Source organism: Deinococcus carri (assembly GCF_039545055.1).
Taxonomy (GTDB): Bacteria; Deinococcota; Deinococci; order Deinococcales; family Deinococcaceae; genus Deinococcus; species Deinococcus carri.
The window spans coordinates 16,503-34,770 of sequence record NZ_BAABRP010000004.1; the positions used below are offsets into that span (position 1 = coordinate 16,503).

Sequence of the window (18,268 nt, forward strand, 5' to 3'; positions counted from 1 at the left end):
CGGCCAGACGAGATGATGGGGCAGTGGTCCTTTCTGGCAGTGCCGAGCGTTCTGGGCCTGACCCGAAAATCCTCATCTGACCCCGAGTTCAGGGGAAAGTATCAAGGCGGCGTAACATCCATGATCAGGCAGTTGCGCCCAGCGGCTCTGGCCTGGTACAGAAGTTGTTCCGCCTGATACAACATATCTTCGGCCTTTGACCATGCCGTCTGGGTACAGATGCCTACGCTCATGGTGAGGTGGAGTTCGGGGAGAGTCGCCCAGTCGGCCTCGGCGACAAGGTGCCGCAAGCGTTCGCATACCTGCCATGCGCCCAAAGATTCCGTGTCCGGAAGCAGGAGGGCAAACGTCTCTCCAGTCATGCGGGCGATGAGGTCTGATGCCCGGATGTTGCTCTGTAGCATCTGGCCGACTTCACGGAGAATCTGGCTGCCCACGTCGTGGGCGTGCGATTCGTTGACGGCTCTGAAGTGGTCAAGAGTCAGGAGTGACAGTGCCAGAGGCGCATTGTTGCGGCGCGCCCGTTCGAATTCCGCCGTCAGCCGCTGTTGGAAGTCACGCTGGTTGAACAGGCCTGTCAGAGGATCCAGATCGGCCTTCTGCGCCAGTTGCTCTTCCTGGTCGTGCAGGCCGGACAGGAGCGCCCCCTTCTCTGGATACATCGTCTCCAACGTCGTGGCGGTCTGTTGGAGCTGCTCGATGATCTCCCGCCGTGCCGCTGCCACCTGCTGGCTTTTTTCGACTTCATGCTCGATGCCGAGTACGGCACTCTGCCGCTCGATCGCGGCCTGGTGCAGTTGTGACAACACCTGAAGATGCGCCCGCAGATGACTCAACGCCTGACTGAACTCCGCCCGGCTTTCGCACAGTTGTGCGAGGTGCAGGTGCGCCTGACCGGCGATTTCTGGCGCGTGCAGCCGTTCTGTCAGGGTCAGAGCGCAGCCGAATGCCTGCTCGGCCTGATCGAACTGTTCGCGCGCGAGCAGCGTTTCGCCCAGTTTGAGTTGCAGGCTTGCTTCCAGATGGAAATCCCCTATGGACGACACCACACCGAGCGCTGCCTGATAGGCGTCCGCGGCCTGAAGAAGCTGGCCGAAGCTGCAATGAGCGTTGCCCAGTTCAGAATAAATTTCGACCAGGTTCTCTCGGTCCTCGCTCAGCTCGGCCAGAGCGCGTGCCTCATGGAAAGCCGTCAGGGCCTCGTCACATTGTCCCAGTCGTGCCCGCAACGTGCCCAGATTAGTAAGAGCAACAATCTCATTATAAGGACTGTTGTGAAGTCTGGAAAGGCGCAGGGCCTCAGTCTGATAGGGTAGGGCTTCCTGGGGACGTTCCAGGAGCAGATAGATATCGCCGACATTATTGGTTGCGGCAATCTTGGTAATCGTATTATTAACGCCCGCCGCCATATTGAGTGCCCTGAGGTGATAGCCGAGGGCGGTCGGATAATAGCCCAGACGACGGTAAGCAATCCCAATATTATTTAAACAAGAACAGAAATACCATTCGTTTTCCAGTTGCTCGAAGAAAGACAGGGCCAAAAAGAAGGCTTCAAGGGCTTCGGGGAGGAGGCCCAGACTGGCGCGCACGTTCCCGATACCCATCCAGCTACGACCTAGGCCGAGGCGCTCGTCTTCTTTCTGGTGGAGAGCCACAGCCTGTTCGAAGACAGCGAGCGCCTGAGGGTAATCCCCGATCCGGTACAGGCTGCGACCCAGTTCCACCAAAGCGGTGCCCTTTGCGGCCTGATCACCGAGGTGGCTGGCAAGGTCAAGGGCTTCGCGGGCGATCTCTACAGCACGAGACGGATTCTTGTCCCAGAGTTGCGCCGCGAGTTCAATCAGGAGAGGCAACCGAGTTGGACCGGGGGTGACCTCAAGCTTGTCCTGCAAGCGTTGTGCAGTATCCATCAACACGCATCCTCATGGTTCTTTTCTCTCCAGCATCAACGGGTTGCAGGACGCTGAGGCGCATCCGGTTGGAAGAGGCCCGCTACTGCTCAGTGGAAATCTGAGCCGCTGCTCGCCTCCTGTTTCGCAGAAGAGAGTCAAGTATGTCACACTGACAATCTCCTGTGGAGTACCATAGCCGTGTGTGATCCCAGAAGACGCTCCGTCTCCGACTCGTGAAGCCGTCGATATCCCGACGCAAGAGCGTCCGCTGGTTCTGCTGAAGTTCTTCACACCCAAGCAGCCCACTTGGACCCTCACCCAGCTGGCCCGGGCAAGTGGGCTGCCCAAGGCCAGTTGCCTGCGCGTTCTTCGTGTGCTCGAAAAGTACGAGTTCCTCCAGCGCGACGGTGATCTCTATCGTCTGGGGATGGGTGCGCTCACACTGGGCACATATGCGCAACACCATGCACCTCCCCGGAATACGGCGCTGCCTCATCTGGAGCGCTTACGCGGACAAGTGGCACACACCATCTCCTGGGCTGTGCTTGACGGGGACGAGTGCGTGTATGTCGAGGTCCTTCCCGCGGCGAGAGACCAAAAGGAAGCGGTGCATCCGGGGCTGAGAGTTCCACTGCTCGCGGATCCCTCCGCGCGAATTCTGCTGGCATTTGCACCGCGAGACGTTCGCCAGGCAGTGTTCCGGTCCGGAACAGGAACGGTCGAGGGTGCAATGCCATCCCGCACCATGCCGCTGATAGAAACACTGGACAGTGTGGCGAGGAAAACATGGCTCGCCGGGCCGTTTCCCGCTGAGAAGGGCACATTGCAGTTTGCGGCCCCTGTCTTTCGTGCCAATGGTAGCCTGGTCGCGGCACTCGGCATGGTCTGCGTTGCCGCGCCGGATATTCCATGGCCCGAGTACAAAACAGAACTTGATGCATTGAACATAGCTGCACGGAAAATCTCCCAGGGGTTTGGCTATGAACGTGAGTGGTCGGGCGATCCAGAGTTTTTCCTCCAGATCTTGCAAAGTATGCCTATGCTTTCAATACTTCAGCCCTAAGTTCAAGAGTTCCCTCTTCATGGCGTAGGACGGCGTACGGCTTCAGTGTCGTCTGAAACTCGGGGAAATTTCACTGCTTGCCGCCCCCTTATCACCACCCGCGCTGAAGGATTTGCCAGAAGACAGCAAGCTTTCGGCAATTTGCCTCAAGAGGCCCTTCTTCTGTCCGAAAGACCAGCTCCCTCAGTCACAGTGGAGCAAGGCGGGCCGCACAGTTCCAATGCGGCCCGCCTCTCGTTGGCTTGAGAAAAGATGTCCTTGCGGGTTACTTGTTCTCTACCAGGGTGTATTGGCCGGAGCCGGAGTAGGCGTAGATCTCCCAGCGGTAGTAGCCGCTGGCGGCGTTGTAGGTGATGCTCTCGCTGTTGGTGGGGCTTTCACTGGCCGCCACGTCCTGCCAGCCGAAGCCGTTCCACTGCTGGAGGTAGAGGTCGAAGTCGGTGCCGTTGGGGCCGGTCAGCTTGCCCTTGATGGTGCCGCCCGCGTAATTGAAGTAGCCGGGGTTGCCGGGCTGGAAGCTGCTGGTGCCTTGCGTGCCCAGGCCGGTGTAGGTATTGCCGGGCTGGGGGTTGGGATTAGGGTTGGGGTTGGGATTCGTGCCGCCGGTACCGGTGTACAGCAGGAGGTTGGGGCTTCCGGTGCCGATGTTGCTGAGCTTGCCGCTGCTGGTGTTGTCGATGATGGCGCTGGTGACCTGAGCGGTGGTGGAGCTGGGGTTGCTCTGGAGGATCAGGGCCGCGGCACCCGCCACATGGGGCGACGCCATGCTGGTGCCGCTGATGGTGTTGGTGGCCGTGTTGCTGCCAATCCAGGTGCTGGTGATTTTGTCACCCGGAGCGAACAGATCGACGCAGGTCCCGTAGTTGCTGCCCAGGGGGGTGCCCGCCTTGGTGTAACCCCAATCGGTCCGGTCGGGGCGGCGATCAGTCTTCATGGTGGCACCGACTGTGATCGCATTGCGGGCACGTGCAGGACTGACGTTGCAGGCGTCCTGATCCTCGTTGCCAGCGGCGACGACCATGATCAGGTTCTTGCTGGCAGCATTGTTCACGGCGTCATCGACCGCCTGGCTGGTCCCACCACCCAGACTCATGTTCGCTACGGCCGGGCCCCTCTTGTTGTTGACGGCCCAGTTGATGCCCGCGATCACGTCCGAGTTGTCGCCGAAGCCGTCGCACTTCAGCACCTTGACGGCAACCAGGTCCGTGCCCTTGGCCACGCCCCAGGTGTTGCTGCCGATGGTGCCAGCGACGTGAGTGCCGTGGCCGTTGCAGTCGCGGTCCTGGCCGTCGCCGCTGGCGTTGGTGCCCCAAACCGCCCGGCCGCCGAAGTCGGTGTGGTTGATGTTGATGCCCGTGTCGATGATGTAGGCCGTCACACCCGCGCCGGTATTGGCATAGGTGTAGCTGCCGTTCAGCGGCAGGTCACGCTGGTCGATCCGGTCCAGGCCCCAGGTGGCGTTCGACTGGGTGGCGGTGGCATGCACGACGCCGTCCTGCTCGATGTACTTGACGCGCTTGTCGGCCTGGAGCTTGGCGAGGTTCTGGGCACTCAGTTTGGCGGCAAAGCCGTTGAGGGCCTGGGTGTAGATGTGCTGGACGGTGATGCCCTGGGGATCGAGGCCCAGGGTACGGACCAGGCCGCCCGCGTCCTGCGCACCCAGGTTGGTGGGGGCGGCACCGTCGCTGAATACCACGATGTACTGTCCGGGAATCGCGTTGGGGTTGTTGGTGCCCAACAGGCGAGCGGTTTGCTGGGCACGGTTGACGCCAGGCGCATTGCCCGTCGGAAGTGAACCGCTGGGACTTTGCACTGTGCCTTGTTGTCCACAGGCAGCCAACAGTGCGGTCAGAGTAAGGGAGCCGAAAAAGAAACGTACCTTCATGCATAACCTCCTCGGCACATGTGGAATGAGCCACATGTGGACTACCCAATGGAACTGGGTGGATGACATTGAGCAGACACTTCATTTGTACCTGTTTCACTGGGCGAAACAACGCACCGGACTAGACATGTTGCTTGATAAACACGCACGGCGCTTCCTTCGACTCTGATAGAAAAAACTGATAGAGCTTTTCAAACGTAAGCGTGCTTGACAGCACTCAGGTTTCGCCTGGCGAAACTTAGGGCCTAGGGATGATGTGGCTCCCGTTTCTCGCCCCACTCCGGCTGCAAGGAAAATGGCAGCAAGGGGGCTATGCAGGGGAAACGGTACAATGCACACGCCGCAGTTCCGTATCCGCTGGGTGAGCGCTCACCTCCACGGTGTGCAGCAGCAATTCCTCCGGGCCGCGCCCCCGCCAGTCATGCAGCTGCCGAGCGCGAGTTCCTTGCCATTTTCCACCCGTGACAAGGTACTCGTGCCGGGGCTGGTCGCCTGCGCCACCTCGCCGCCACAGTGGGCCTTGATGGCCGAAATGAATCCCTGCGTGTCAAATAGCGTTGCCGTCAAACACCTGTCCCAAACCTGAGAGCGTGTTTTAAAAGGGTCCCCATTACAGGCAGCGTGCGCTGGGAGAGCAGGCCCGTCCCCTCCTCTCCTGCAGAGCTGTACCAGTCCCAGTCTCCCCCGCAAGGGGACTCGCAGAGCTGCTTGCAGAGGAGCAAAAAGCTCGTGTTCCCCGGAAGCCGACCACCCGACCTCTCCCCGCTGGCCCCACTACGGGCGGCCCAGCACCAGGTACTCGGCCTCGGCGCGGGGCTGGCCGTCGACCAGCAGGGTCAGGGTGTGGCGGCCGGGGGCGGGACTCGCGGTAAAGGGCGCGGTGTACTCGCGGGGACCGCTGGCGGGGGGGGCCGCCGCCTGTGAGGTGGCTGCCTGTGGCTCGGCGGTCTGGGAGTCTGCCGCCTGGGGAGCCACGGGCTGAAGGGGCGTGAGCTTCCCCGTCTCGTCACGCACCTCCAGGCGGGTGCCGGGCACGTACAGGACGGTTCGCAGGGTCATCATCTGGCCGGGCAGGGCGTTGTAGGGGGCGACTTGCAGGGAGGCGGCGGGCAGGGCCGGGTCAATCAGCAGCAGGGCGCGTTCGCTGCCGCTCTCGGTGCCGCGCTGGGCCACCACCTGAAGCTCGGTGGTCTGCTGGGCCGCCGGGAGGGTCACGCTGGCAGTCCAGACCTGGCCGTCGGTGCTCGTCAGGGGCACGGGGTCGCCCAGCCCCTCCAGGCGCACGGCATCGGCGCGCGGCGTGACCGTGACCCGCACCGGCAGGGCCGCGCCCGGCGGCAGGGCCTCCTGCGGCAGCGTGACCTCGAGGTGGAGGTCGCTGGCCTTCAGCTCGGTGAAGGTGGCCGCGCTCGCCAGCTTCAGGTCCTGGGTGGGGAGCGTGTGGGCGGCGTCCACCGTGACCTGCACCGCTCCCGGCGCGCGGTACAGCGCGGGGTCGGCCTGTACACTGAGGGTGTACGTGCCGAAGTCCAGCCCGCCGATGCGGTAGTACCCGCCCATATCGGTGAGGGCGCTGGCCGTACCCTCCGGCCCCGTCACCTGCACCGGGGTGGCTGCCACGGGCCGCCCGGCGTCGTCGGTAAGCTGGCCCTGCACGCTGCCCACCTCGCGCACGGGCACCTTCACGGTGACGGTCTGGCGCAGCGGCACCGTCACCGCGGGCAGGTTGGGAATCAGGTACTGCGCCAGCACCTCGCCGCCCAGCTCCACGTTGTAGGCCCCCGGCGCGAGCAGCACACTGCCCTCGCCCGCCGCGTTCGTGGACACGTCCTGGCCGCCGACCAGAAAGCGGGTGGCGGCTCCCGGCTCGCCCGCGTCCTGCACGCCATTCTTGTTGCGGTCCAGGAAGGCCAGCAGCCGCAGCGTGCCCGCGTTGCGCCCGCCGAACAGGTTCACGATGCCGTCCGGCGTCCTGAAGGCCCCCGACGGGGTAAAGGTGCCCCGCAGCGCGAGGCGGGTGCTGCCTGCCGTGCGCTCGGCCTGGGCGGTGAGCTGGAGCGTGGGCAGCACCTGTCCGGTGACGCGCGCCCCGTAGGTGAAGGCCGGGGCCTGACTGCCCGTCACGCTGTAGCCCGCCAGCACGGACGCGGCCCAGCGGCCCTGGCTGTAGCCCACGCTGCCATACACGTTCTGCTGCCGCTCGGCCGGCACTGAACCCGTCTGCACGGCCCCCGTCTGCCCTGCTCCGGGCTGGATCAGGACGTAATCGGCGGTGGCGGTCAGGCCGTGCAGCGGTTGGTAGGCCGCACTGAGGGTCAGGCGCGTCTTTTCGGGGCTGCCCTGGAGGCCGCCCGCCACACTGAAGGCCCCGCGGGTGTAGCCCGCCCCCGCGCCGTACAGCAGGCCGTCCCGGTAGCCCAGCATGCCCTTGACCAGCACCAGCCCGGCCCCCGCCGGAATCACCCCGGTGGCCTGCACGCTGCCGCCTGCCCTGCCGCCCTGGTAGTCCAGTTGGCCGTCCACAAAGACGTCGGCGGCTCCCCAGCGCCATTCCTTGAGCGCCGAGAGCTGCGCGGCGAAGAGGTCGCTGCCGTAGCTGGCCTGCAAGGTTACGCCGAAGGTGCTGTCGGGGCGGTAGGTGGCGGTGCCCGTGAGGGCGTAGCGCCACGCGCCGCCGGTGCTGCTCACGCTCAGGCCGCCGCTGACGCTGAAGGGCGCGAGCTGGCGCGAAGTCACGCGGACGTCGAGCTGCTGCGAGCGGTTCAGGCTGTCGTAGCGGTAGGTCTGCTGGGCCAGCAGCACGCGGTTCTCGTAGTCGAGGCGCTCGCGCAGCCCCAGGCCCCAGCGCCCGCCGGACGTCAGGGCCTCCACCTCCACGCTGGGCGTGAAGGCCCCCAGCCGCCGGGTCCAGCCCACCCCCAGCGCGCTGCCCCCCGCCACGCCGAAGGTGTGCGAGGCCGTCAGATAGACGCCGGACGTGTGCCGCAGATGCCCCGCGACACTGAAGGCCCCGCCTCCCTCGGCGCGCGCGTCACGGTAGAGGCCCACGCCGTAGGTGTAGGCCCCGCGCTCGTATTCGGCCTCCAGGCCCAGCCGCCGGAAGAGGTCGCTGCTGCGGCCTGTGACGGTCAGGTTGCCCCAGTTCACTTGCGCCAGGCCACTGTCCACGAGCTGGCCGTCCTCCTGGCGGGCCACCGTATAGCTCAGCAGGCCGCGCGCGTAGTCGCTGAGGTCGCCCGCCAGCGAGGCGCTGAAGGCCCCGCCCCAGGCCCAGGCCGCCGCGTTCTGGTCCAGCGGGGCAGGCGTGGCGGTGCCCGGGGTGTCGCCGCTGCCGGGCAGGCCGGGCAGGGTGGGGACCGGTCCGCTGCCTGTCTCCCTGGCCTTCAGGGCCGTATTCCAGGCGATCTGGGGGGCCAGCGAGACGTTCCAGGCCAGTTGCGGGCCGCTGAAGTTCGCCACGCTGCTGCCGATGCTCAGCACCAGCAGGCTGTCGCGCTCCAGGTGGGGGTCCACGCTGCTGACGCCGATCAGCCGGACGGTATCGGCATTGCCCTGACTCTGCTGGGCGTAGCGGATCTGCACCTCGGCCCGTTCGCCCGGCGCGAGGGTGAGGTGGTCGGGCGTGACGGTCGCGCTGCCCTCCACTCGCAGGCGCAGGGTGTCGCGGGTATTGCCGGTGTTGGTGACGTAGCCGGTATAGCTGCGCCCCTCGCCGGGCCGCAGGCGGTCGGAGGGAGGCAGCACCAGCACGAAGTCGGGGTGCGCCGCGACGTTCACCGTGAGGGGCAGCGTGAGGGGGGCTGTGCCCTCCGGCCCCCGCAGCGTGAAGCTGAGGGCCTGTGGCCCGGCGGCCGCGTCGTCGGGGAGGTGCAGCGCCACGACCGCCGTTCCGTTCTCGGCGGTCGCCTCCTGCGTGAGCAGCGCCCAGCCCGCGGGCAGGGCCGCGCTGACCGCGTAGGTCGCGGAGCCGGGTGGCACGGGCAGGGGCAGCGCCAGGAACTCGCCCGGCTCGGCGGTGCGGGGTCCCGGCGCGCTCGCCTGGGCCTGCGCCGCGCCCCAGCAAACGCCCGTCCAGTGAACAACCCCGACCGGGAGACCAGCGGCCAGCAGCGCCGTCAGCAGCAGCGTGCGGGCAGCGGGGGCATACGCCCTGGAGCCAGAGACAGGAGGAACAGACACCTCACTGCGCCCCCTGTGCCGGTGTCCCCAGGGACTGTGCCCCCAGGGACTGCGGCTCCACGGTCCAGCTCAGCACCAGCCCGCGCTCTCCGGCGGGTTCGTCGCCCTCCAGGCGCAGGCGCAGGGTGATGTCGTAGGTGGCCTGGCCGCTGGCGGGCAGCAGGGCCACCACCTGCACGGCCCCGGTGCGCTGCCAGGGGCCGCCGTTCACGCTGTACTCCACCCGGTCGGTCGGGAGCGTCGGACCGCGCAGCGGCGGCACCGACTGCGCGCTCAGCACCAGCGCGGCTCTTTTCAGGACGGTAGATACCGTGAGCCGCAGCGGCCCGGCATTTCCATGCACGGCGTAGTAGGCGGGATTGGTCTTCGAGAAAGCGCCCAGCGGCGGGTAAGCAGGACCGCTGGGGTCGCCGGGCCGGAAGGCCACGTTCAGGCTGAGGCGCTGCCCGTCGAGCAGCAGGGCCGTCTGCGGCGTGGCCGTGCTGAGGGTCGTGCTGGCGGGCGGCGAGAGTTGCGCGGCGGCGGGCGGCAGCAGCACGAGCAGGGCGGCCAGGGTCCAGAGAGAGCGGGTCATGTTCACTTCACCACCAGTCGGGTCTGCCCGGTAAAGACCTTGCCCTTGGCGTATTGCAGGGCCAGCAGCACCTGATACTGCCCCGCCTTGAGGTCCGCGGGGGCCTGCCCGCTGAAGGCGCGGGTGTAGCCGGGCAGCGCCACTCCTTCCTCAATGGGCAGCGTCGCCACGACCTGCCCGCTGGCGTCGATCACCTGCGCCCGCCCGGCGGCCCGCAGCAGCGCGGTGCCGGTGTTCTTGATGCTGGCGCTCACGTTGAGCCGCCCCCCCGCGTACTCTGCCCCGATAGTGCTCAGCGCGGCGTCCAGCGTGGGCGTGCCCACCTGCACGTAGATGATCTGGCCCACGTCGATGTTGTACTGCACCGTCACGCCGCTTTGCGCTGCCTGGGAAACGGCGGGCGCGGCGGCCCCAGCCGTATCACTTTTAAAGAAGAGAACGCCCCAGTACAGGCCCGGAGGGGTTCCGGCGGGCACCTGGAGGGTATAGCGCACCTGCTGGTTCTGCCCCGGCCCCAGCGTGAACTCGGGCGGCGTGAACTGGAACCACTTCGACAGGCTGCTCTTGGTGCTGCCCGCATTCAGGAACTGCACCGCGCCACTGGTCGGAAACACGAAGTCGCGCAGGTAGGCGCTGACCTTCATGCCGCTGTCGCTGCGGTTGCCGGGGTTGCTCACGGTCACGGCGTGGTTCACGCTGCCGCCGGGCTGCACGCTCAGCTCCACGCGCGAAACGTCCACACTCACGCCGGTCGCGGCCAGGGCCGGGGAAGCGAGCAGGCCGGACAGGAGCAGCGCGGACGCCAGCACAAAGCGGGCCGGGCGGCGGCCAGGGCGGAAGGGGGCGTGCAGCATGGGTTGTCCTCCAGAAAAACCGAATGAAGCGGGGGGCCGGGGCGTGCGGACAGAAACGGAAGTCTGCTATTGGGGCCGGGCTGTTTGGGGAGAACCTTAAAGGGGCACCACAAAAAAAAGAGTTGGGAACGCGGCACGCCCCGCGACACGTTCCCGATATTTACGCAACTGAGGCCGCCTGCGGGGAAGGCGGGAAGGGTGGGGATGGGCGGGGCCGGAGTTCAGCCCGGCCCACCCCCGCCGGGGTCAGAACTTCCCGGTGAGCTGGAAGACCACGTCGGCGCTCTTGGTCCCGGACGTCTCGTTGCCGTCGAAGACCAGGGCCTCCAGGATGTAGTCGTCCAGCCAGCCGCCGGTGGTCATGCCCATGCCCGTGACGTTGGTGTTGTTGAAGGTGAGGCTCTTGGTGGTCTTGTTGCTCGCGTTGTAAAGCGTTTCGACCTTCTTGTAGCCGGTGTTCGCCACGCGGTCACCCAGCACCAGGGTCGGGAAGCCCGCGGTGACGTTCCTGGCCGAGATGTTCACTTCCCAGCCGTTGGCCCCGTTGGCGAACTTCTCCACGACCTTGCGGTTGAAGCAGACAATCGGTCCCTTCCAGGACACCTGGTTGCTGGTGCCGGAGGTGTACTCGATGCCGGGGTAGCGGGGGGCGGCGACCATGTTGCCGTTGTAGCTGCTGGCCCAGGTGAAGGTGCCCACGGTCGAGTAGGCGTTCTTGCTGTCCTTCACGCCGTCACCCGTCCAGCTCGTGCCGGAGTGGGTCATGAAGTCCGCGATGTTGTCGGTGTAGTCGCGGCCCGTGTCGGTGTTGTGCCCACCGGCGCGGTAGCAGTTGGCCGCCACGAACGCCTGGTCGCTCAGGTTCAGGCTCCAGCTCTTCTCGTGCAGGTGCATCGCCACGATAGAGGGAATGGACACCGTGATGTTCTCGGTCAGGCTGCTGCTGCCGCCGCCGGTCACGATGTTGACCGAGTCGCCGGTCGTGGGGGTGGGGTCGGGGCAGGTGATGCCGAGGATGGGAATGGGAATGCAGATGCTGGAAGCCTGGGCCGCGGGTGCAGCCCCCTGAGCGCCCGCCGTCCCCACTGCCGCAAGAACCATCGCACCGAGAATCCACTTGTAGGTCATGTTCTTTCCCTCCCTGCACTGAATGGGGCGTTCTGCCGCACAGCGGAGCCGGGTGCCCCGTTGCTGTACAGAGAGTAGTGAGAGGGGCGTTAACGTCACGCTAAAAAATGCAAGTCCTGTTAAAGGTCTGTGAGCAGCGGTGGTCTAGGCAGGGGCAAGAGAACCTAGGAATGATGTCCCAGTCGGTAAAACGTCGACTAAGAAAGCTAAGGAGAAATCCTTCTTTCCACCGCTTTCCATGAGAGCGGTGGTAGTTCCCTTTGCAGCCGTCTTTTCAGTTCGAGACAAAAACTGCGGCCAGAACATCACTTTCGTGAGGCTCCGGTGAGGTGAGGGCGCTTTTGCCCTGGCCGCCCAGTTCCAGCCTGGTCTGCTCACCACACCTGAGAAAAATGGTCTGCTGTAACGTTCGTTAACGTTTTAGGGCAGGGTGCCCCGGAAAACGCGGGTTCGTGGCTCATTTGACTTTCAGCTTTGCTATTCTTATCTCACGACGTTAAAGCACCGCACCTCACTTCCCTCCAGGGTCATCCAAACAGAAACGCCAGGCATACACGCAGGCATGGGAGAGGTCATGCTCACCGTCCAGCTGCTGGGACATGTCCATATCACTCATGAGGGCCAGGTGGTACCCACATCCAGCAAGGCGGCAGCGCTGCTGGCGTACCTGGTGCTGGAAGGCCGGGCGCATCACCGTGAGCATCTGGCCGGGCTGCTATGGGATACGGCCGACGCGCTGCGAAACCTGCGGGTCGAACTCGCGCGGCTGCGCGGGCAGGGCGTCTCTCCCTTCCCGGCACGGCTGCCCATGCTGACCCTGCACTGCGCCACCGACCTGCACGGCTGGCTACGCCAGCCCCTGCCGCAGCACGAGCGCGAGCTGGCCGCCTGGCTCTCACCGCTGCGGGGACCGGCGCTGAGCGGCCTGGAGGACCTGGGGACCACCGCCTTTCAGGGGTGGGTGGACCAGCAGCGCAGCGTGATTCATGACCAGATCGAGGAGCGGCTGGACGCGGCCCGCCAGCGCTTCGAGGGGCAGGGCCAGCCGGAAGCGGCGGCCCAGGTGCGCGCCCGCGCCGAACTGCTGGGCCTGCACCTCGGCCCCAGCCTGCCGGAGGCGAGTCCCCCGGCAGAGCGGCCCAGCGCTCTCTCCAGCGAGCCGCACCCTGTCCAGCCGCCCCGTGACCGGCCACAGGGGGGCGAGCTGCACTTCGAATGGCCCGAGCAGCTCTCGGCGCTGCGGCAGGTGCTGGAGCGGGGCAGGCAGACACCGCAACTGGTGCTGCTCCAGGGGCACAGCGGCACCCGGCGACAACTGCTGGCGGATGTGGTGCAGGACACCTCCTGGCAGGCGGTGCATGTGCAGGGATCGTCGCAGCGGCCCCTGCTTCAGGCGGCGCTGGCGCAGCGCATCCTGGGGCTGCTGCCGCCCGAGCTGCGCGCCCAGGCGCTGCCCGGCGACCCCGACGCCGCGCTGATCCGGCTGACGGAACTGCTGGGGCAGGCGGGGGTGCCGCTGCTGGTCGCCGTACATGACGTGCGCCGGGTGCCGCCCTGGCTGATGCCGGTGCTGAAGTTCCTGCTGGACCTGCCCTGGCCGCTGGTGCTGGTGCTGAGCACCACCTCGGCGCAGTACTTCGCGGACCTGCGCCGGGCGCTGGGGCCACTGGGCGGCCCGCACCAGCACGCGGTCACGCTGCCGCCCCTAAGCGTGCGCGGCGTGATGCGCGCGCTGGAGGCGCACGAACCACCAGAGGCCGCCGCCACGCGCCACACCCGCGCGGCCCGCCTGGTGCAGCGCTCGGAGGGCTGGCCCCTCTATGCCCGCGCGCTGATGCAGGAGGGCAGCGACCTGACCGGCCCGGGCGGCGACCTGCGTCTGCCCGCCCATGTCCGCGAGAGCCTGCTCTCGGGCCTGGGCGACCTGCGCCCCGAGGTGCGGGAGGCGCTGGCCCGGCTGGCGCAGCTGCATGACCGCTTTGCCCCCGACCTCGCGGCGGCGCTGCTGGGAGAACTGGCCCCCGAAACGCTGCGGGCGGGCATCCAGGCCGGGCTGCTGCTGCCCGCCGGAAGCCGCGAGGCGCTGGTGCTGCCGGACCTGCACCACCGCAGCAACGACGCCGAAACGTCCCTCGCCTTTGCCAGCGAGCTGCTGCGGAGCGCGGTCGCCAGCACCCTGCCCGCCGCCGAGCGGCACGCGGTCCGCTGCACGCTCGCAGCGCTGCTGCTGCCCACGCAGCCCGGTCTGAGCCACCTGTACGCCGAACGCGCCGGACTGCCCGACCTGGCGGCGGCGGCCCGCGCCGCGCTCCCGGCCCTCCCCGCCGCCGAGTTCCGCAGCGCCCCCGCCCTGCTGGTGGAGACGCCGCCTACGGCCCCGGGCCTGACGCGCCGCGAGTGCCTCACCCCCAACGGCTACCGCGTGGCGCTGGACGCGGGCTGGCTGGAGGTGCTGCGCCGGGGCCGCCAGGGACCCGCCCCCCTGCTGACCCTGACCCTGCCCGAGTCACCCGCCGGAGACTGGTCGCTCACGGCGCGGCTGGACGTGGTGGACGCCTCCCCGCCGCCGGGCATCTCCCCGCCCCCCTTTGCCCTGGGCGTGCGGACGGCTGTGGGAACGCGCCAGGTCTACAGCTCAGGGCCCCTCCCCGACCACGACGCGGACGGCATGACCCATACCTTCGGCGGCGTGCTGCCGCTGGGCCGCTGGTTCTGCCTCTCGGGCCAGGGCCAGGGTGGCCGTCCCGAACTCAGCGTGCGTGCCGTGGACGTGGCCCTGACCGTCGGCTCGCTGAACTGGGGAGGCCGCGACGCCCTGCCTCCCCAGCCACGCCAGACCGGGAGAGCGGCGGGGTAGAGGTCAGCCCCACGCCGGCCCCTTCCTGACGCGCGGCTGATGCCAGCATGACCAAATGCTTCACGCGGCAGTGACCCTCCAGGGGAGGCCGCCCCCCACACTGGAAGCATGAAAAAATACGCGGGTCTGATGCTGCTGGGTGCCCTGCTGGTCGGCTGTGGAACGCCCGGAGGGCCGGGTTCCGGCGGGTCCACCTACACGATCCGCGGCAACGTCTTGCTGCCCAGCGGGGCGAACACGTCGCTGGCGCTCACGGCACCCGGCCAGGGTGAGGGGTCGGTGGATGCCGCCCGTCTGGAAACCCTGTGGCAGCTCCCGCATGTGCGCGGGGAGGTGCTGGTGGAAGCCCTGCCCACGGACGGCCTGGGCAGCCAGGCACTGTCGGTCCTCTCCGGCGTGCGGCTCCAGGCGGTCGAGGGGACCGACCTGCAAATCGCTGCCACCCCGGCGGGCGAGACAGACGAGGCCTTTGCCCGGCGGCTGGCGCAGGCCGGGCTGCATGTCCAGCCCAACTTCGTGTATGAGGCGCTCTCCACGCCCAACGACCCCGGCTTTCCGGGCGGCAACCGCCCCGGCGTGGTGGTGCGCGGCACGGCCTACGATCAGGATTACCTGACGCGCATCGACGCGCTGGGGGGCTGGAACCGGCTGGAGGCGCTGGGCAAACCGGTGTCGGGCGTGCTGACTGCCGTGCTCGACACGGGCGTGGACACCAGCCACCCCGAGCTGGCCGGACGGCTGCGGCCCGGCTTCGACTTCTGCTCGCGTCTGGTGGGTGACACCTGTCAGGGCACCGACGCCAACCCCAGCGAGGTCACCGTGGGCGACGTGGGGCACGGCACCAGCTCGGCGGGCCTGATCGCCGCCAACACCAACAACGGGATCGGCATCGCCAGCCTCACCTGGCGCGGCACCGTGTTGCCCGTGAAGGTGTTCGGGGCGGACACGGCCACGAACACCTCCAGCGCCACCAGCGCCAGCCTCACGGCGGGCCTGCGCTACGCGGTCCAGCAGGGGGCCAAGGTCATCAACATGAGCCTGGGCTTCGCAGGCCAGAACGGCCAGCCCGCCCAGGCTGACCCCGCGCTGGCCCGCGCCGTACAGGACGCGGCCAATGCCGACATCGTGCTGGTGGCGGCCGCGGGCAACACGCCCAACCAGGGCCTGTACTACCCTGCCAGCGACCCCAACGTGCTGGCAGTGGGGGCCGTCTCGAAGGACGACAACGTGCTGTCCTGCTTCAGCGCGCGGCCCCTGCCGGGGCAAAAGGCGCTGGACCTGGTGGCACCGGGCGGTCAGGCAGGCACCGGCACCTCGAACTGCTACACGACCAGCCCCTTTGACATCCTCACGCTGGCGCGCGTGCAGGACGGCAGCTATACCCTCCGCGCAGGCACGAGCGAGGCCGCCCCGCAGGTCAGCGGAACGGCCGCCCTGCTGCGCGCCGCCTTCCCCGACCTGAACGCCAGCCAGATTCGCCAGGCGCTCAAGGAGGGGGCCAGGAACACCGGGGCCGGGGCCATGCTCAATGTCCTGGGGGCCGTGAACCGGGCCGCCAACATGACGGGCACCACGCCGCCGCCCAGCGGGTCGGCCTACACCCTGACCGTGCAGGCCCTGCAAGGTGGGCAGCAGATCACCGCCAAGACCTTCAGCGGCACCCTGGCGAGTGGACAGCGCGCCGCGCCGTATGTCCTCAGCGGCCTCCCGGCAGGCACCTATGAACTGCGGGCCAGCATCAACCTCGCGGGCAAGACCTACACCGGCAGCGCGCAGGCGACCGTTCCGGCGGGCAGCAGCGGCAACGCCACGCAGGACATTCAGACGCGCTGAAGCTCCAGGCAACGACCCCGGCGAACCTTCCAGGGCCTCGTCGGGGTCGTTGCTTGCGTGGGGCGGCTCTTCCCTCCCCCACCAGAACGGCCGACGAATTCGGGCAGCATTGAGCCGGACTTGCGGGGGTTGCAGTCTGCTCGGGACCTCCTCCGCCTCATCCCCGGGCCTTTATGAAGGAACCTTCATCGCACTCTGGGAGGAAACCCAGACTGCGCCCCAGGGCATTCACGGTTTCACCAGAAAGAACGGTCGAGCTGGGCCGCAGAATCTGGGGTACCAGACCACCCGTCCAGGGGAGTGCGATTCAGGTGGCTGAGAGAAACGGGAGGCCAAGGATGACGGGAGAACAGAGAGACACCAGCCGCAGAAGAGGCTTTGCCGCGATGGACCCGGTTCGTCAGCGCGAGATCGCCAGCCAGGGGGGGCGGGCAGCCCACCGCAGCGGCAACGCCCACCAGTTCACGTCCGAGGAAGCGCGCGAGGCCGGACGCAAGGGCGGCCAGGCGGCCCACCGGACACGCAGCGGCACAGCCGAGAGCTGAGGCCAGCAGGCTCAGCTCGGCCCTGACTTACATGGTCGGGGCCGACTTTTTGACGGGTGAGGGCGAAGAGGTTCCGCGGGAGCGTTCTTCGGTGGCCGAACCGGAACAAGGCTTCACCGACCAACTTCATATGGGCTGAGACGGCACGGCCCCGCTTCCCAACCCTCTGAAAAACCCCAGAGGGTCATTCAACTTCGCCCCGTCACGTCTTTTTTCCTGCTTGCTCCACCGGGTCGCTTCTCGCACAGGGGCGCAAGTTGGTCTGACCACGGCCTTGAGGAAGCGTTGAGGGGCGCAGGGCTTTAGCTGAATCGAAACAAACCTACCCGCGCGGGCCGCGACACTCCGGCCAGGAGGCAGACATGGTCAAACTCAAACCCCTGAACGAGCAGGTGATGGTGCTGACGGGCGCGTCGAGCGGCATAGGCCTGTCGACTGCGCGGATGGCGGCCCGGCAGGGCGTGCGGCTGGTGCTGGCAGCACGCAGCGAGCAGGCCCTGCGGCAGCTCACGCAGGAGATCGTGGACGGCGGCGGGCAGGCGGTCTTTGCCGTGGCCGACGTGAGCCGCGAGGAAGACGTGGAGCGCATCGCGGAACTGGCGCGGGCCACCTACGGCGGCTTCGACACCTGGGTGAACAACGCGGGCGTCGGCATGTACGGCGAGCTGATGGACCTCTCGGTCGAGGACATGCGCCGCCTCTTCGACATCAATTTCTGGGGCGTGGTGTACGGCTCGCGGGCGGCGGTGCGGGGCCTGCGCGAGCGGGGTGGGGCGCTGATCAACATGGGCAGCGTGACCTCCGAGCAGACCATTCCGCTGCAAGCTCTGTATTCGGCCTCCAAACATGCCGTCAAGGGCTTCACCGACGGCCTGCGGATGGAGCTGGACCATGACGGCGTGCCGGTCGCGGTCACGCTGATCAAACCCGGCCCCATCGACACCCCCTTTCCGCTCAACGCCCGCAACTACCTGGACGCCGAACCGCAGCATGTGCCGCCGGTCTACGCCCCGGAAACGGTGGCGCGGGCTGTCCTGCACGCGGCCACCACGCCTACCCGCGAAACGTATGTGGGCGGCGGGGGCAAGGGCATCGCGGCCTCGGGCGAATTCGCGCCGCACGCCACCGAGCAGGCGCTGGCGGCGGTGGCGATTCCGCGCACCCACAGCGACAAGCCACCGCTGCCGCCGGGCCGCAGCATCCTCTACCACGCCTCCGAGCGGCTGGAGGAGCGCGGCGATTATCCCGGCATGGTGCAGTCGGTGAGCCTGTACACCGAGGCCGCCAACCACCGCAAATGGCTGGGGGCGGGCCTGATCGGGGCAGGGCTGGCGGCGGCCCTCTGGCGCAGAAGTCAGCGCGACTGAGCAGCCGGTTCACCTGACCGGTGCTGGCTTCTCTTTCCGGCAGCACCGGTCAGGGTGCTCTTAACATTCTATTTATCTGGACAAGCTGACC

General features: G+C 67.3%; 11 protein-coding genes. 5 read left to right on the forward strand and 6 right to left on the reverse strand.

Annotation, left to right across the window (positions count from 1 at the left end; all coding sequences use genetic code 11):
- Positions 1 to 101: 101 nt before the first annotated feature.
- Positions 102 to 1,910 carry a tetratricopeptide repeat protein gene (locus tag ABEA67_RS07550; RefSeq protein WP_345463258.1) on the reverse strand — a complete coding sequence of 603 codons (1,809 nt, stop codon included), beginning with the start codon at positions 1,908 to 1,910 and terminating at the stop codon, positions 102 to 104.
- A gap of 184 nt (positions 1,911 to 2,094) precedes the next feature.
- Here ABEA67_RS07550 and ABEA67_RS07555 point away from each other — a divergent pair, with 184 nt between their 5' ends.
- Positions 2,095 to 2,955 (forward strand): IclR family transcriptional regulator, encoded by an 861-nt coding sequence (locus ABEA67_RS07555; protein WP_345463261.1) that lies wholly within the window; start codon positions 2,095 to 2,097, stop codon positions 2,953 to 2,955.
- Between the two features lie 265 nt (positions 2,956 to 3,220).
- Here ABEA67_RS07555 and ABEA67_RS07560 read toward each other — a convergent pair whose 3' ends face one another.
- The 5 genes from ABEA67_RS07560 to ABEA67_RS07580 all read right to left on the reverse strand — a co-directional run bounded on the left by ABEA67_RS07560 (position 3,221) and on the right by ABEA67_RS07580 (position 11,575).
- Complete coding sequence (locus tag ABEA67_RS07560) at positions 3,221 to 4,840, reverse strand: S8 family peptidase (RefSeq protein ID WP_345463264.1); 1,620 nt, start codon at positions 4,838 to 4,840, stop codon at positions 3,221 to 3,223.
- Between the two features lie 774 nt (positions 4,841 to 5,614).
- Entirely contained in the window at positions 5,615 to 9,019 is a 3,405-nt protein-coding gene (locus ABEA67_RS07565; protein WP_345463267.1) for a carboxypeptidase regulatory-like domain-containing protein, read from the reverse strand.
- Between the two features lies 1 nt (position 9,020).
- Positions 9,021 to 9,593, reverse strand: coding sequence for a hypothetical protein (locus tag ABEA67_RS07570; protein ID WP_345463270.1), 573 nt, complete (start codon positions 9,591 to 9,593; stop codon positions 9,021 to 9,023).
- Positions 9,594 to 9,595: 2 nt separating this feature from the next.
- Positions 9,596 to 10,447 carry a hypothetical protein gene (locus tag ABEA67_RS07575; RefSeq protein WP_345463273.1) on the reverse strand — a complete coding sequence of 284 codons (852 nt, stop codon included), beginning with the start codon at positions 10,445 to 10,447 and terminating at the stop codon, positions 9,596 to 9,598.
- A gap of 246 nt (positions 10,448 to 10,693) precedes the next feature.
- Positions 10,694 to 11,575, reverse strand: a complete 882-nt coding sequence (locus ABEA67_RS07580) for a hypothetical protein (protein ID WP_345463276.1) — start codon at positions 11,573 to 11,575, stop codon at positions 10,694 to 10,696.
- Positions 11,576 to 12,149: 574 nt separating this feature from the next.
- On the opposite strand from ABEA67_RS07580, the gene ABEA67_RS07585 reads away from it, so the two are divergent.
- The 4 genes from ABEA67_RS07585 to ABEA67_RS07600 all read left to right on the forward strand — a co-directional run bounded on the left by ABEA67_RS07585 (position 12,150) and on the right by ABEA67_RS07600 (position 18,177).
- The gene (locus ABEA67_RS07585; RefSeq protein ID WP_345463279.1) at positions 12,150 to 14,432 is read left to right on the forward strand and encodes a hypothetical protein; all 2,283 of its coding nucleotides are present in this window, start codon (positions 12,150 to 12,152) and stop codon (positions 14,430 to 14,432) included.
- Positions 14,433 to 14,540: 108 nt separating this feature from the next.
- Complete coding sequence (locus ABEA67_RS07590; RefSeq protein WP_345463282.1) at positions 14,541 to 16,265, forward strand: S8 family peptidase; 1,725 nt, start codon at positions 14,541 to 14,543, stop codon at positions 16,263 to 16,265.
- 338 nt (positions 16,266 to 16,603) lie between these two features.
- Positions 16,604 to 16,810, forward strand: a complete 207-nt coding sequence (locus ABEA67_RS07595; RefSeq protein ID WP_345463285.1) for a KGG domain-containing protein — start codon at positions 16,604 to 16,606, stop codon at positions 16,808 to 16,810.
- Between the two features lie 362 nt (positions 16,811 to 17,172).
- Positions 17,173 to 18,177 (forward strand): SDR family oxidoreductase, encoded by a 1,005-nt coding sequence (locus ABEA67_RS07600; protein ID WP_345463287.1) that lies wholly within the window; start codon positions 17,173 to 17,175, stop codon positions 18,175 to 18,177.
- Positions 18,178 to 18,268 lie beyond the last annotated feature (91 nt).